11 protein-coding genes are annotated in these 13,250 nt (G+C 68.0%); 3 read left to right on the top strand and 8 right to left on the bottom strand.

Annotated elements, in window-relative coordinates; genetic code table 11:
- Nucleotides 1–33 precede the first annotated feature (33 nt).
- The 3 genes from ACFYYF_RS08155 to ACFYYF_RS08145 form a co-directional block, all read right to left on the bottom strand.
- Nucleotides 34–459 (bottom strand): DUF6113 family protein, encoded by a 426-nt coding sequence (locus tag ACFYYF_RS08155; protein WP_388772594.1) that lies wholly within the window; start codon nucleotides 457–459, stop codon nucleotides 34–36.
- Nucleotides 456–1,364: an N-acetyl-1-D-myo-inositol-2-amino-2-deoxy-alpha-D-glucopyranoside deacetylase gene (mshB, locus tag ACFYYF_RS08150; protein WP_388772591.1), complete on the bottom strand. Its 909-nt coding sequence runs from the start codon at nucleotides 1,362–1,364 to the stop codon at nucleotides 456–458. The genes ACFYYF_RS08155 and mshB overlap by 4 nt, the downstream gene beginning before the upstream one ends.
- A 69-nt stretch (nucleotides 1,365–1,433) precedes the next feature.
- A complete protein-coding gene (locus ACFYYF_RS08145) occupies nucleotides 1,434–1,628 on the bottom strand; it encodes a hypothetical protein (RefSeq protein ID WP_037620693.1) in 195 nt (64 codons plus the stop codon).
- Nucleotides 1,629–1,814: 186 nt separating this feature from the next.
- Here ACFYYF_RS08145 and ACFYYF_RS08140 point away from each other — a divergent pair, with 186 nt between their 5' ends.
- Complete coding sequence (locus tag ACFYYF_RS08140; RefSeq protein ID WP_388772589.1) at nucleotides 1,815–3,944, top strand: prolyl oligopeptidase family serine peptidase; 2,130 nt, start codon at nucleotides 1,815–1,817, stop codon at nucleotides 3,942–3,944.
- A gap of 168 nt (nucleotides 3,945–4,112) precedes the next feature.
- On the opposite strand, the gene ACFYYF_RS08135 is transcribed toward ACFYYF_RS08140, so the two are convergent.
- The 5 genes from ACFYYF_RS08135 to ACFYYF_RS08115 are packed head-to-tail and all read right to left on the bottom strand — an operon-like array spanning nucleotide 4,113 to nucleotide 9,780.
- Complete coding sequence (locus tag ACFYYF_RS08135; protein WP_388772586.1) at nucleotides 4,113–5,189, bottom strand: ABC transporter ATP-binding protein; 1,077 nt, start codon at nucleotides 5,187–5,189, stop codon at nucleotides 4,113–4,115.
- Entirely contained in the window at nucleotides 5,170–6,156 is a 987-nt protein-coding gene (locus ACFYYF_RS08130) for an ABC transporter ATP-binding protein (protein ID WP_388772584.1), read from the bottom strand. Before ACFYYF_RS08130 ends, ACFYYF_RS08135 begins: the two co-directional genes overlap by 20 nt.
- Nucleotides 6,157–6,161: 5 nt before the next feature.
- Nucleotides 6,162–7,184 carry an ABC transporter permease gene (locus ACFYYF_RS08125; RefSeq protein ID WP_388772582.1) on the bottom strand — a complete coding sequence of 341 codons (1,023 nt, stop codon included), beginning with the start codon at nucleotides 7,182–7,184 and terminating at the stop codon, nucleotides 6,162–6,164.
- Nucleotides 7,177–8,100, bottom strand: coding sequence for an ABC transporter permease (locus tag ACFYYF_RS08120; protein WP_388772580.1), 924 nt, complete (start codon nucleotides 8,098–8,100; stop codon nucleotides 7,177–7,179). The genes ACFYYF_RS08125 and ACFYYF_RS08120 overlap by 8 nt, the downstream gene beginning before the upstream one ends.
- Before the next feature lie 54 nt (nucleotides 8,101–8,154).
- Entirely contained in the window at nucleotides 8,155–9,780 is a 1,626-nt protein-coding gene (locus ACFYYF_RS08115) for an ABC transporter substrate-binding protein (RefSeq protein WP_388772578.1), read from the bottom strand.
- Between the two features lie 527 nt (nucleotides 9,781–10,307).
- Between ACFYYF_RS08115 and ACFYYF_RS08110 the strand changes: the two genes are divergently transcribed.
- Both ACFYYF_RS08110 and ACFYYF_RS08105 read left to right on the top strand, forming a co-directional pair.
- Nucleotides 10,308–11,336, top strand: coding sequence for an ABC transporter permease (locus ACFYYF_RS08110; protein ID WP_388772577.1), 1,029 nt, complete (start codon nucleotides 10,308–10,310; stop codon nucleotides 11,334–11,336).
- Between the two features lie 78 nt (nucleotides 11,337–11,414).
- Nucleotides 11,415–13,178, top strand: coding sequence for an ABC transporter substrate-binding protein (locus ACFYYF_RS08105; protein WP_388772575.1), 1,764 nt, complete (start codon nucleotides 11,415–11,417; stop codon nucleotides 13,176–13,178).
- Nucleotides 13,179–13,250 lie beyond the last annotated feature (72 nt).

Raw genomic sequence — 13,250 nt, 5'->3', positions numbered from 1 at the left:
ACCCGCACGGGACCGATACGGCGAAGCGGTACGTCACTTGGCAAGTCGGGCGCCGGAAGGGCCTGGTTGCCGCCCCTGCCCGAGAGTGGCGCACATCACAGCGACAGCCACGCCTCCGAGGAGAAAGAGATACGAGCCGACTCCCGCGCCGAAGAGGAAGTCCCCTTCCGGGCGGCTGGCGGTGAGCAGGACGACGGCGACCATCCAGCCCGCCGCGGGGGCGACGGCTCCGGCCCGGGTGCCGGCCGCCCGCGCGCCGCCCAGGAAGAGTCCCGCGGCGCCCGCCAGGGCGAGCAGCAGCCCGAACGGGAACCAGCCCGGCTGCACCAGCGCGCCGGCGACGCCGACGACGCCGCCGAGCAGGAAGAGCCCCAGGTAGGCGGCGATGCGCCCGCCCGAGGGACGCGTCAGCGGCTGGGCGAGCAGGCTTCCCCCGCCGCGCTGTCCGTTCACGCTCATCGCGTCTCGCTCCCTCGCGCCGTCGTGCCGGTCCCCTCGAAGAGGTCCCTCTCGCGCGCCGCGGGGCGCGGCGCGCCGGCCAGTTCGTAGTACTCGGTGGTGAAGAGCGGCTGGGCCAGCTCGTTCGAGAGGACGAACCAGGGGCCGTCCACGGTGATCTGGGTGGCGTGCGCCCGCATCGCGGCGGCCTTGGCGGCGGCGTACGCGGTGCCGTCGATCTCGGTGGTGACGGTCGCCTCGTCGACCACGCCCGGTACGTCGCCGACGGTGGCCGTCCGGTCGAACGGCAGATCGGGCAGGGCCTCGCGCAGGCGGGCGAACGCCTCTTCGGCGACCGGGCGCGGCACCCGGTTCCAGTAGGTCTTGGCGATCCGCCACGCGCCGCCGAGGTCGGGGCGGTGGGCGGGCTCCGCCGCCAGCTCCGCGGCGCGCACGGCTACGCGATGGGCCTGGATGTGGTCGGGGTGCCCATAACCCCCGTCGGGGTCGTAGGTGACGAGCACCTGGGGGCGCACCTCGCGGATCACCTGCACCAGGTGGTCGGCGGCGTCGTCCACGTCCGCGGCCCAGAAGGCGCCGGGGCGGTGGTTCTGCTCGGCGCCCATCATCCCGGAGTCGCGGAACCGCCCGGGGCCGCCCAGGAAGCGGTGGTCGGTGACGCCCAGCTCCTTCATGGCGGCGCTCAGCTCGCCGGTCCGGTAGGGGCCGAGTCCGCCCTCGCGGTCGGGGGCGAGATGGGCGAGTCCGGGCGGGATGACCTCGCCCTCCTCGCCGAGGGTGCAGGTCACCAGCGTCACCTGGGCGCCCTCGGCCGCGTACCGGGCCATGGTCGCGCCGTTGTTGATCGACTCGTCGTCCGGGTGCGCGTGCACCAGGAGCAGACGCCGGTCGGGCAGTTCCGTCATGGAACCCACCCTACGAGGCGCCGCACCTGCGCAGGTCCCGGCACGGATCACCGGCGGACCGCGAGCGGATCAGAACTTGATGCTGCCGATCATGCCCGCGATGTTCGTGGTCAGATCACTGATCGTGGGCGCGATGGTGGAGGAGGCGAGATAGAAGCCGAGCAGCATGCAGACGACCGCGTGCCCGCCTTTCAGTCCTGACTTCTTGATCAGAAGAAAGACGATGATCGCCAGCAGCACCACCGCCGAAATCGAGAGTGCCACGGCGGCTCACCTCCAAAGTTCCCAGGGACTTGGGGTCCGGTACGGGGTCGGACATGGGGATCGGTCCATCCAAACAGCAGCCAGCAGGTTCCTACCCACACAGCGCTAGTGATCATAACTATCCGTACGCGCGCATCGATCGGCGCACGGCCGCACAAGGGGGCGCATGGCCAATATGGTCGACGCATGACGAACGAGCCTCTCTCCTTCCCGCGCCGGTACGCCCGCACCCAGCGGTTCACCTCCGGCGCGCCGCGCGCGTTCACCGTGTCCTCCGACGGTTCCCGCGTGGTGTTCCTGCGGTCCCCCTCCGGTACGGAGCGGGCGAACCAACTGTGGGTCCTCGACGTGCCCGAGGGCCGTGAGCGGGTCGTGGCCGACCCCGCGGCCCTGCTCGGCGGAGCCGCCGAGCACCTGTCCCCCGAGGAGCGGGCGCGCCGCGAGCGCAGCCGCGAGGGCGGCGCGGGGATCGTCGGCTACGCCACCGACGCGGCGGCCGAGTTGGCCTCTTTCACCTTGTCAGGGCGGCTGTTCACGGCCGAGCTGCGGGCCGGCACGGCACGTGAACTCCCGGTCCCCGGGCCGGTGATCGACCCGCGCCCCTCTCCGGACGGCACGCTCGTGGCGTACGTGTCCGGGGGCGCCCTGCGCGTCGTCGGGGCCGAGGGCGAGGGCGACCGGGCCGTCGCGGAACCGGAGCGGACCGCGGGCCCCGGTGCGGTCTCCTACGGACTGGCCGAGTTCATCGCGGCCGAGGAAATGGGACGTTCACGCGGCTTCTGGTGGTCGCCCGAAGGGGACCGGCTGCTCGTCGCGCGGGTCGACGACACGCCCGTACAGCGCTGGTGGATCTCCGATCCGGCGCATCCGGAAGCCGATCCGCAGCGGGTCGCCTACCCGGTGGCGGGCAGCGCCAACGCCGAGGTGCGGCTCTTCGTCTTCGGGCTCGACGGGGTGCGCACCGAGGTGTCCTGGGACCGCGCGCGCTACCCGTATCTGGCACATGTGCACTGGTCAGCCGCGGGTGCGCCGCTGCTCCTCGTGCAGGCGAGGGACCAGCGCAGCCAGCTCTTCCTGGCCGTGGACCCGGATTCCGGGGCGACCCGGATGGTGCACGCGGACGAAGATCCAATTTGGCTGGATCTTTTCCCTGGAGTGCCGTGCTGGAGCCCCGGCGGACAGCTCGTCCGGATCGCCGACGAGGGGGGCGCGCGGGTCCTGGCGTTCGGCGAACGCCCGCTGACCGGCGGCCAGTTGCACGTCCGGGCGGTTCTCGACGTCTCGACCGACGACGTGCTGGTCTCGGCCTCGGCGGGCGAGGGTGCGAGCTCGCCCGAAACGGGTGAAGTGCATGTGTACCGGGTGAACGAACTCGGCCTGGAGCGCGTCTCGCAGGAACCCGGCGTGCACTCGGCCGTGCGCGCCGGGGGCGTGACCGTGCTCGTGTCGTCGGTGCTCGACCAGCCGGGCGCCCGGGTGGAGGTGCTGCGCGACGGGAAGCGGGTGGCGACCATCCCCTCGTACGCCGAAGATCCCGGTTTGTCCCCGCGCGTGACGCTCACACAGGGGGGCGCACGGAAAATCCCATGCGCCGTGCTTATGCCTACTGACTACGACGGTGACAATCCCCTACCGGTCCTGCTCGACCCCTACGGCGGTCCGCACGGCCCCCGGGTCCTGGCCGCCCACAACGCGCACCTCACCTCGCAGTGGTTCGCCGACCAGGGATTCGCGGTGGTCGTCGCCGACGGCCGCGGCACTCCGGGACGCTCCCCCGCCTGGGAGAAGGCGATCCGCGACGACCTGACGCTGTCCCTCGACGACCAGGTCGAGGCGCTGCTCGGTCTCGCCGAGAGGTTCCCGCTCGATCTGTCCCGGGTGGCGATCCGCGGCTGGTCGTACGGAGGCTGGCTCGCGGGACTCGCCGTGCTGCGCCGCCCGGACGTCTTCCACGCGGGGATCGCCGGCGCCCCGGTGGCGGACTGGCGGCTGTACGACACGCACTACACGGAGCGCTACCTCGGCGACCCGGCGACCGACCCGGCGGTGTACGCGAAGAGTTCGCTGGTCACCGACGAGGGGCTGGCCGCTCCCGCGGACACGCACCGGCCGCTGATGATCGTGCACGGCCTCGCGGACGACAACGTGGTCGTGGCGCACGCCCTGCGGCTCTCCTCCGCCCTGCTCGCCGCCGGCCGCCCCCACGAGGTGCTGCCCCTGTCGGGGGTCACCCACATGACCCCGCAGGAACAGGTCGCCGAGAACCTGCTCCTGCTCCAGGTGGACTTCCTGAAGCGCTCCCTCGGGATGAGCTGACCCGGGCCTTCCACCCGGAAAGACAACGAGCCGGGGTGACATGGCGACACCCCGGCTCGTTCACGGCACCCGCACGGCCGTACGGTGTTCACCATGACGCGTCCGTATATCGGTACCGCTTCCGTGAAGTTGCGTGCGTGTTAACGAAGTTCGCCCACATTTGTGGTGCTATGCCGTTCCGTCGGACGGCTCCTCCGGCGGCACGACCTGCTTCTCCTCCGCGAAGTGACAGGCCGAGTCGTGCGCGGCCGGACTCTCGACGAGACGGAACTCGGCCGGCACCGCGAGCAGCGGCACCTCCAGCGTGCAGCGTTCCTGCGCCTTCCAGCAGCGCGTGCGGAACCGGCAGCCGGACGGGATGTTCGCGGGCGAGGGCACGTCCCCGTGCAGGATGATCCGCTCCCGGTGCTCGCGGGCCTCCGGGTCCGGCACGGGCACCGCGGACAGCAGTGCCTGTGTGTAGGGGTGCGTCGGATGGTCGTAGATCTCGACGTCCCTGCCGGTCTCCACGATCCGCCCGAGATACATCACCCCGACCCGGTCGGAGATGTGCCGCACGATCGACAGGTCGTGCGCGATGAAGACGTAGCTCAGCTCGAACTCGGCCTGGAGCCGGTCCAGCAGGTTGATCACCTGCGCCTGCACCGAGACGTCGAGCGCGGAGACCGGCTCGTCGGCGACGATGATCTCGGGCCGCAGCGCCAGACCCCGAGCGATGCCGATGCGCTGGCGCTGGCCGCCGGAGAACTGGTGCGGATAGCGGTTGATGTACTCCGGGTTGAGCCCGACCACGTCCAGCAGTTCCTGGACCCTGCGCCGCCGGTCGCCCTTCGGCGCGACCTCGGGGTGGATGTCGTACGGCTCCCCGATGATGTCGCCGACGGTCATGCGCGGGTTGAGCGAGGTGTACGGGTCCTGGAACACCATCTGGATGTTGCGGCGCACGGCCTTCAGCGCCTTGCCGGACAGCCGGGTGATGTCCTCGCCCTTGTACTTGATCGCGCCCTCGGTCGGCTTCTCCAGGTTGACCAGCATCTTGGCCACCGTGGACTTGCCGCAGCCGGACTCGCCGACGATGCCGAGGGTCTCCCCGCGGTCGAGGTGGAAGTCGACGCCGTCGACCGCCTTGACGGCCCCGACCTGCTTCTTGAACAGGATCCCCTGGGTGAGCGGGAAGTGCTTGACCAGTCCGCTGACCTCCAGCAGCGGCTCGGTCCCGGATCGCTCAGTCGCGGCTTGAGTCATCGAGGCACTCCCTCCAGAAGAAGCAGGCGCTGCGGCGGTCGGCGTCGACCTCCGCGAGCGGCGGCACCTCGGTGCGGCAGATGTCCTGGGCCATCGGACAGCGCGGGTTGAAGGCGCAGCCCGGCGGGATGTGCATCAGGTTGGGCGGCAGGCCCTTGATGGCGTACAGCTCCTGGCCCTTCTGGTCGAGCCGGGGGATCGATTCCAGCAGGCCCTTGGTGTAGGGGTGGGCGGGCGCCTTGTAGATGTCGTGGACCGGGGCGGTCTCGACGATCCGGCCCGCGTACATCACCGCGATCTTGTCGGCGACGTCCGCGACCACGCCGAGGTCGTGGGTGATGAGGATCAGCCCCATGTTCAGCTCGCGCTGGAGTTCGGCGAGCAGGTCCATGACCTGGGCCTGCACGGTGACGTCGAGCGCGGTGGTCGGTTCGTCGGCGATGATCAGGGCGGGCTCCAGGGCCAGCGCCATGGCGATCATGATGCGCTGGCGCATACCGCCGGAGAACTGGTGCGGATAGTCCCGCACGCGGTCGGCGGCGCCCGGGATGCGCACGTGCTCCATCAGCTCGATCGCCTTGGCGCGGGCTTCCTTGCGCTTCATCCCGCGGTGCACGATGAACATCTCGCCCAGCTGGTCCCCGACGCTGATGACGGGATTCAGGGACGACAGCGCGTCCTGGAAGATCATCGCCATCTCGGCGCCGCGCACCTTGCGCCGCTCCTCCTCCTTGAACTTCAGCAGGTCCTTGCCCTGGAAGAGGATCTCGCCGCCGGTGATCTTCCCCGGCGGCATGTCGAGGATGCCCATGACGGCCTGGGCGGTCACCGACTTGCCGGAGCCGGACTCGCCGAGCACGGCGAGCGTCTCGCCCTCGTCGACGCTGTAGGTGACCCCGTTGACGGCCTTGGCGATACCGTCCCGGGTCCTGAACTCCACGTGCAGATCGCGTACTTCGAGCAGCACCGCGGTCACCTCAGCTTCGGGTCGAGGGCGTCGCGCACCGCGTCGCCGAGCATGATGAACGCGAGCACGGTGATCGCGAGCGCGCCGGCCGGCCACAACAGCATGTGCGGGGCCTGGCGGATGTACGCGGAGGCCGAGGAGATGTCGATGCCCCAGCTCACCGTCGGGGGCTTGAGACCGACACCGAGGTAGGACAGCGTCGCCTCCAGCGAGATGTACGTGCCGAGCGCGATGGTCGCGACGACGATGACCGGCGCCACCGCGTTCGGGGTGATGTGCCGCAGCATCATCCGGGAGTTGGAGGCGCCGAGCGCGCGCGCCGCGTGGACGTAGTCGTTCTCCTTGGTGGTGATCACGGAGCCGCGCGCGATGCGGGAGACCTGCGGCCAGCCGAGCAGGATCATGAACCCGACGACCGGCCAGATCGTGTTGCTGGTCACCACGGAGAGCAGGACCAGACCGCCGAGCACGACGGGGATCGCGAAGAAGATGTCGGTGATCCGGGACAGGACCGAGTCGCCCACCCCGCCGTAGAAGCCGGCGAGACCGCCGAGGAACGAGCCGAGGAGCGCGACCCCGAGCGTGGCGAGGACACCGACGCTGATCGAGACGCGGGTGCCGTAGACGGTCCGGGTGTAGACGTCGCAGCCCTGTCCGTCGTACCCGAAGGGGTGACCGGGCTGCGAGCCCTGCTGCGCCTTGGACAGGTCGCACTTGAGCGGGCTCTGGTCGGTGATCAGCGAGGGCCAGATCGAGATCACGACCAGGAAGAGGATGACGAGTCCGGAGATGATGAAGACGGGGTTGCGGCGCAGGTCCCGCCAGGCGTCGGACCACAGGGAGCGCGGCTTCTCCTTCGGGCCGGTGCCCTCGGGTCCGCCCGGTGTCTTCTCCAGGGTCTCCGCTTCGCTCGATCCGAGGTCCATGGTGCCGCCGAAGCCGGTCGGAGCGATGGCGAGGTCCTCCGGCGGCGGACCTTCGGGGCCGTGGTGGAATTCCTCTTCCTCGTACGGCGGCTGCTCAGGCATAGCGGATCCTCGGGTCGAGTACGGCGTACAGAAGGTCGACGAGCAGGTTGGCGACCACGAAGACGAGGACGAGGATGGTCACGAAGCCGACGACGGTCTGGGTGCTCTGGCGCACGATCCCCTGGTACAGGTAGTAGCCGACACCGTGGATGTTGAAGATCCGCTCGGTGACGATCGCGCCGCCCATCAGCGCGCCGATGTCGGTGCCGATGAAGGTGACCACCGGGATCAGCGAGTTGCGCAGCAGATGCCTGATGGTCACGCGGCGCCGCGGCAGGCCCTTGGCGACGGCCGTGCGGACGTAGTCGGAGCGCTTGTTCTCCGCGATGGAGGTCCGGGTGAGCCGGGTGACGTAGGCGAGGGAGACCGAGGCCAGCACCAGACCCGGCACGATCAGCTCGCCGAAGGTGGCCTCCGGGGAGACCGACGGCTTGATCCAGCCCCACTGGATACCGAGCAGCAGCTGGGCCAGCAGGCCGGTGACGAAGGTCGGTACTGCGATGACCACGAGGGTGAGCAGCAGGACGCCGGTGTCGACGGGCCGGCCGCGGCGCAGTCCGGTGATGACACCCAGCGTGATGCCGATGACGATCTCGAAGAGGATCGCGACGATCGTCAGCCGGATGGTGACCGGGAACGCGGAGGCCATCAGGTCGGTGACCGGCTGCCCGTCGAACGCGGTGCCGAAGTCACCGGTGAAGATGCCCTTCAGGTACAGCAGGTACTGGACGAAGACGTTCTTGTCGAGGTTGAACTCCTCGCGCAGCTGGGCGGCCGTGGCGGGGTCGCACTGCCGGTCGCCGCACAGGCCCGCGATGGGGTCGCCCATCACGTTCACCATCAGGAAGATGAGAATGGTGGCGCCGAAGAAGACCGGGATGATCTGTAGCAGACGCCGGATGACGTACCGTCCCATGAGTGCTCCGGAGAGAGAGGAGCGGGCCCGCCGTGGCGGGCCCGCCGTGGCGGCTCAGTTGACGGTGATCTCGTTGTAGACGGGCACGCTGAACTGGTTCAGGGCCACGTTCGAGACCTTGTCCGAGTAGCCGGCGCTGCCGTTCTGGTACCAGAGCGGGATGGCGGCCATGTTGTCCCGTACGACCTCTTCGGACTGCTGGAAGAGCTTGATGGCCTTGGCGGTGTCGGTCTCCGCGTTCGCCTGGTTGACCAGGCTGTCGAACTGCTTGTTGGACCACTGGCCGTCGTTGGAGGAGGCGTTCGTGTAGTACAGCGGCTGGAGGAAGTTCTGGATCAGCGGGTAGTCCATCTGCCAGCCGGCCCGGAACGGACCGGGCATCTTGTGCTGCCCGATCTGGTTGCGGAAGTCGGCGAAGGTGCCGACCGGGTTGCCGACGCAGGCCTTCTCGTTGCCGAGGGCGTTGTTGATCGAGTTGCAGACGGCGTCGACCCATTCCTTGTGGGAGCCGGTGTCCGCGTTGTACGTGATCTTGACCTGGCCGCCGGGCAGACCGCCGCCGTCCTGGATCATCTTCTTGGCCTCGGACGGGTTGTAGTCGCAGTACTTGCCGCACAGCCCTTCCTGGAACCCGCCCTTCTCGCCGAGCACCGGTGAGGTCCAGTCGCTCGCGGGCGTCCGCGTCTTCTGGAAGATGGTGTCGGTGATCTGCTGGCGGTTGATCGCCATGGACAGGCCCTGACGGACCTTGGTGGCGCCGCTGGTGTTCCACTTCGGGTCGTAGAACGGGAACGCGAGCGTCTGGATGATGCCGGCCGGGGTGTTGATGTAGCGGCCGTTCAGGTCGCTCTTGGCGTTCTTGAGCTGGGCGGCGGGCACGTCGTCCACGAGGTCGAGGTTTCCGGCCAGGAGGTCGTTGTAGGCGGTGTTGTTGTCCGTGTAGACCTTGAGGGTCACACCGTCGTTCTTCGCCTTGTCGTCTCCCGGGTAGTCGTCCCACTTCGTCAGGGACATCTGTGAGCCCTTGGAGTAGCTGTTGATCATGTACGGGCCGTTGCCGACGGGCTTCGCGACCCAGGCGGCGTGGTCGTCGAAGAACGCCTTGGGCAGCGGTGAGAAGGCCGCGTAGCCGAGGGTGTCCGGGAACGTCGAGAACTTCTGGGTCAGCTTGACGGTGAAGGTGTTCGTTCCGGTCACCTTGAGCCCGGACAGGGTGTCGGCGCTCTGCTTGCCCGTTTCGGGGTGCGTCTTGTCGTAGCCCTCGATGTAACCGAAGAAGTACGCGTTCTTCTGGTTGTTCTTCAGGCTGGCGCCGTAGTTCCAGGCGTCGACGAAGGACTGGGCGGTGACGGCCTCGCCGTTGCTGAACTTCCAGCCGCCCTTGACCGTGATCGTGAAGTTCTGCGAGTCCGAGGTCTCGATCTTCTCGGCGAGCATGTCCTCGGCGGCGCCGGTCTTGGCGTTGTACCGCTTCAGCCCGCGGAAGATCATGTCGAGGACCTTGCCGCCCTGCACCTCATTGGTGTTGGACGGTTCCAGCGGGTTCTGCGGGTCGCCCCAGGAGGCGCTGACCGTTCCGGAGCCGCCGCCGCTGTCACCCCCTCCCCCTCCACAGGCGGACGCCGCCAGGGCTACCGCCGCCGCGCATGCGGCCCATTTGGCGTGCGTGGCTCCACGCATGGAGTGCCTCCTCGAAAGTGCGCTGTGCCGCCGGCGCCGGGGTCGGGCTCGGACGTCCGGCGCCGGTGCGGTGTGCCTTTAGGGCCCAATATCTTCCTATACAGGGCAGATCGCACATTTACCCCACCCTTCCGGGTGGCGATCCATCCGGAAGGGGGCACTCCGGACGGTCCGTCAAATGATCTTGACCGTCCACGCAGACGATCTTGACCTTTCACGCAACGGATCTCCGCGGTTCGATGCGGAACTGTTGATTCCAGTGCACTAGATGTACGCATTCCGAGACTCCGGCGTCCGGATAACGAACTCATTGCCCGTTTTGCCCTGTTGGCCCGAATCCGGACACAGAACGGCCACAGTGCGCTACACGCGTAGTTACGCTGAGGTCAACCCAAGGCAAAGAAGGTAAAGAGAAAACCAAGGCGACCGAGATTTTATTGACCTTGCATGAATTGCGTTGAAAAAGTCCGGCGTAGCCCGTAGGGAGCGCCCTGCGGAGCCCTTGACCCCCTCGGGCCTGGAGCATCATGACCCCCCCTACTCCATCCGCGGCCGCCCCACTTGAGGTGACCGACGAGACCGGCAAGACCCCGGCTTCGTCTTCCACCCACAAGGGCTCGGAAAGTCGCTCCCCCGGACGACTCGCCTGGACGCGCTTCAAGCGCGACCGCACCGGTGTCGTCTCCGCGTACATCGTGGTCTTCTTCTTCGTGATCGCGATCTGCGCACCGCTGATAGCCAAGCTGTACGGGAAGAACCCGTACGAGCAGTACGGCCAGGAGACGGACGGCCTGCTCAACGACTTCGCCTTCCCGGTGAAGCCCAACGGCGGCATCGACGGCAACTTCTGGTTCGGCATCGAGCCCCAGCTCGGACGTGACGTCTTCACGTTCCTGCTGTACGGCATCCGCACCTCGCTGATGATCGCGACCGCCGCCACGCTGCTGACCACGGTGGTCGGCGTCGTCATCGGCATCACCGCGGGATACCTCGGCGGCAAGACGGACTACTTCGTCGGCCGGATCATCGACATCCTGCTGTCGTTCCCGTCGACGCTGTTCTTCATCGCCTTCATGCCGGTGGTCTACGCGCTCTTCGTCCCGTTCAACGAAGAGGTCCCGACCTGGCTGCGGGCCACCTGCCTGATCCTCGTCCTCTCCGCCTTCGGCTGGGCCTCCATCGCGCGTCTGCTGCGCGGCCAGGTCCTCGGACTGCGGGAGCGCGAGTTCGTGGAGGCCGCGAAGGTGACCGGCGCGTCCTCGCGCCGCATCGTCTTCAAGGAACTCCTGCCCAACCTCTGGACACCGATCCTGATCCAGTCGACCCTCATGCTGCCGGCCTACGTCACGGCCGAAGCGGGTCTCGCCTTCCTCGGCGTCGGTATCCAGGACCCCACCCCGGACTGGGGCGTCATGATCCAGCGCGGTGCCGGCTTCTACACGGAAGACATCACGTTCATGATCTTCCCGGGCGTCTCGATGATCATCTTCGTCCTCGCTTTCAACCTGCTCGGAGACTCGGTCCGCGACGCACTCGACCCGAAGTCCAAGCGCTGACGTCCACCCCCCAGCCCCGGTCGTAGTCGTCCGGCTGGTTGCCCGTCTGTCACTCAACCATCACTAGGCAGGTAAGCCATGTCCTTTTCCCGCAGAAACTTCCTCATAGCCACTGGTGTGGCCGCCGGAGCCACCACGGTCCTGAGCGCCTGCAGCAGCGGCAACGGTGGCGGGACCGGCAGCAACAAGGCTCCGTCCGTGGACAAGGCCAAGGCCGCTGAGATCGCCGTCGGCACCAAGGCCGACTCGACCGGTCCGGCCCCCGAGGTCGCCGGCGCCGTCAAGGGCGGCACGATCTACACCCTCGACCAGATCGACTGGGACCACCTGGACCCGGCGCAGCTCTACTCCTCCTACGAGGGCGCCTGCTCGGTCCTGTTCCTGCGCGGCCTGACCGGTTACAAGGTCGACTCCAAGGGCGGCACCACCCTCGTGGGTGACCTCGCCACGGACGCCGGCACCGCGAGCGACGGCGGCAAGACCTGGGCCTTCACGCTCAAGGACAACGTGAAGTGGGAGGACGGCGCCGACGTCACCATCGAGGACGTCCGCCACACCTTCGAGCGCCTCTTCGCCTCCTTCGTCACCCAGGGTCCCCGTTACCCGCAGGGCTGGCTCATCGGCGGCGACAAGTACAAGGGCCCCTACGGCGGCAAGCACCTCGACTCCATCGAGGTCAGCGGCAAGACCATCACGTTCAAGCTGAAGGAGGCCCACGCCGACTTCAACTTCATGGTCGCCATGCGCGGCTTCTCCATCGTGCCCAAGAAGCACGACACCAAGGAGAAGTACGACAAGCACCCGCTGTCCTGCGCCCCGTACAAGATCGAGAGCCGCAGCATCGGCAAGGGCGCGACCCTGGTCCGCAACGAGCACTGGGTCGCCGAGACGGACCCGCTGCGCAACGCGTACCCGGACAAGTTCGTCTTCCAGTTCGGCTTCCAGTCGCTGGCCTCGACGGACCGCTACATCGCCGACAAGGGCAACGACCAGTACACGCTGTCGCTGCTCAACGAGGTCGCTGCCGAGCGCATCCAGAAGGTCATGACGGACCCGACGCTCAAGAAGCGCGTCCTGACCCAGGTCGACACCACCTGCTACTACTTCGCGATCAACACCAAGCGCGTCACCGACGTCAAGGTGCGCCAGGCGCTCAACTTCGCCTGGCCCTCGAAGCAGCTCCAGCAGATCCGTGGCGGCTCGCTCTCCACCGCGACCGCGACCACGATCATCAGCCCCCTCACCCCGGGCCACAAGGACTTCGACCTCTACGAGAAGAAGACCAAGCCCATGGGTGACCCGGAGAAGGCCAAGTCCCTTCTCAAGGCCGCCGGCAAGTCGGGCCAGACCATCGTCGTCGCGATGCAGCAGTCCGACAACGCGGTCAAGCAGGCCGTCGCGATCAAGACCGCGCTGACCAAGGCCGGCTTCACCCCGGTCATCAAGCAGGTCGACAAGACCTCCTTCTACAGCCAGATCGGTCAGCTCGACAACGAGTACGACATGTTCGCCGCGGGCTGGGGCCCGGACTGGCCGGCCGGTTACGCCGTCATCCAGCCCTGCTTCGACAGCAGCCAGATCGCCGACGGTGGCGTCAACTGGCCGCAGCTGAAGGACGCGAGCGTGGACAAGGCGATCGCCGCCGCCACGATCGAGCCCGACGCGAAGAAGGCCGCCAAGATGTGGGGCGACATCGACGAGCAGATCATGCAGCTCGCCGCCGTGGTTCCGGACTACAACCCGATCCGCAACTACTTCCACGGCTCCAAGGTCGGCGGCGTGATCTACGACTCCGGCAACACCTGCATCGCGCTGGGCAAGGTCTACGCCGCGAAGGCCTGATCCAGCTCCGGGGCGGCGGCACCCGTGCCGCCGCCCCGGTCCCTCTCCACCCCCTCGTACCACTCCCCACAC

The sequence above is a fragment of the Streptomyces sp. NPDC001914 genome, from assembly GCF_042891215.1.
GTDB lineage: Bacteria > Actinomycetota > Actinomycetes > Streptomycetales > Streptomycetaceae > Streptomyces.
This window is presented reverse-complemented; position numbering and strand designations above follow the sequence as displayed.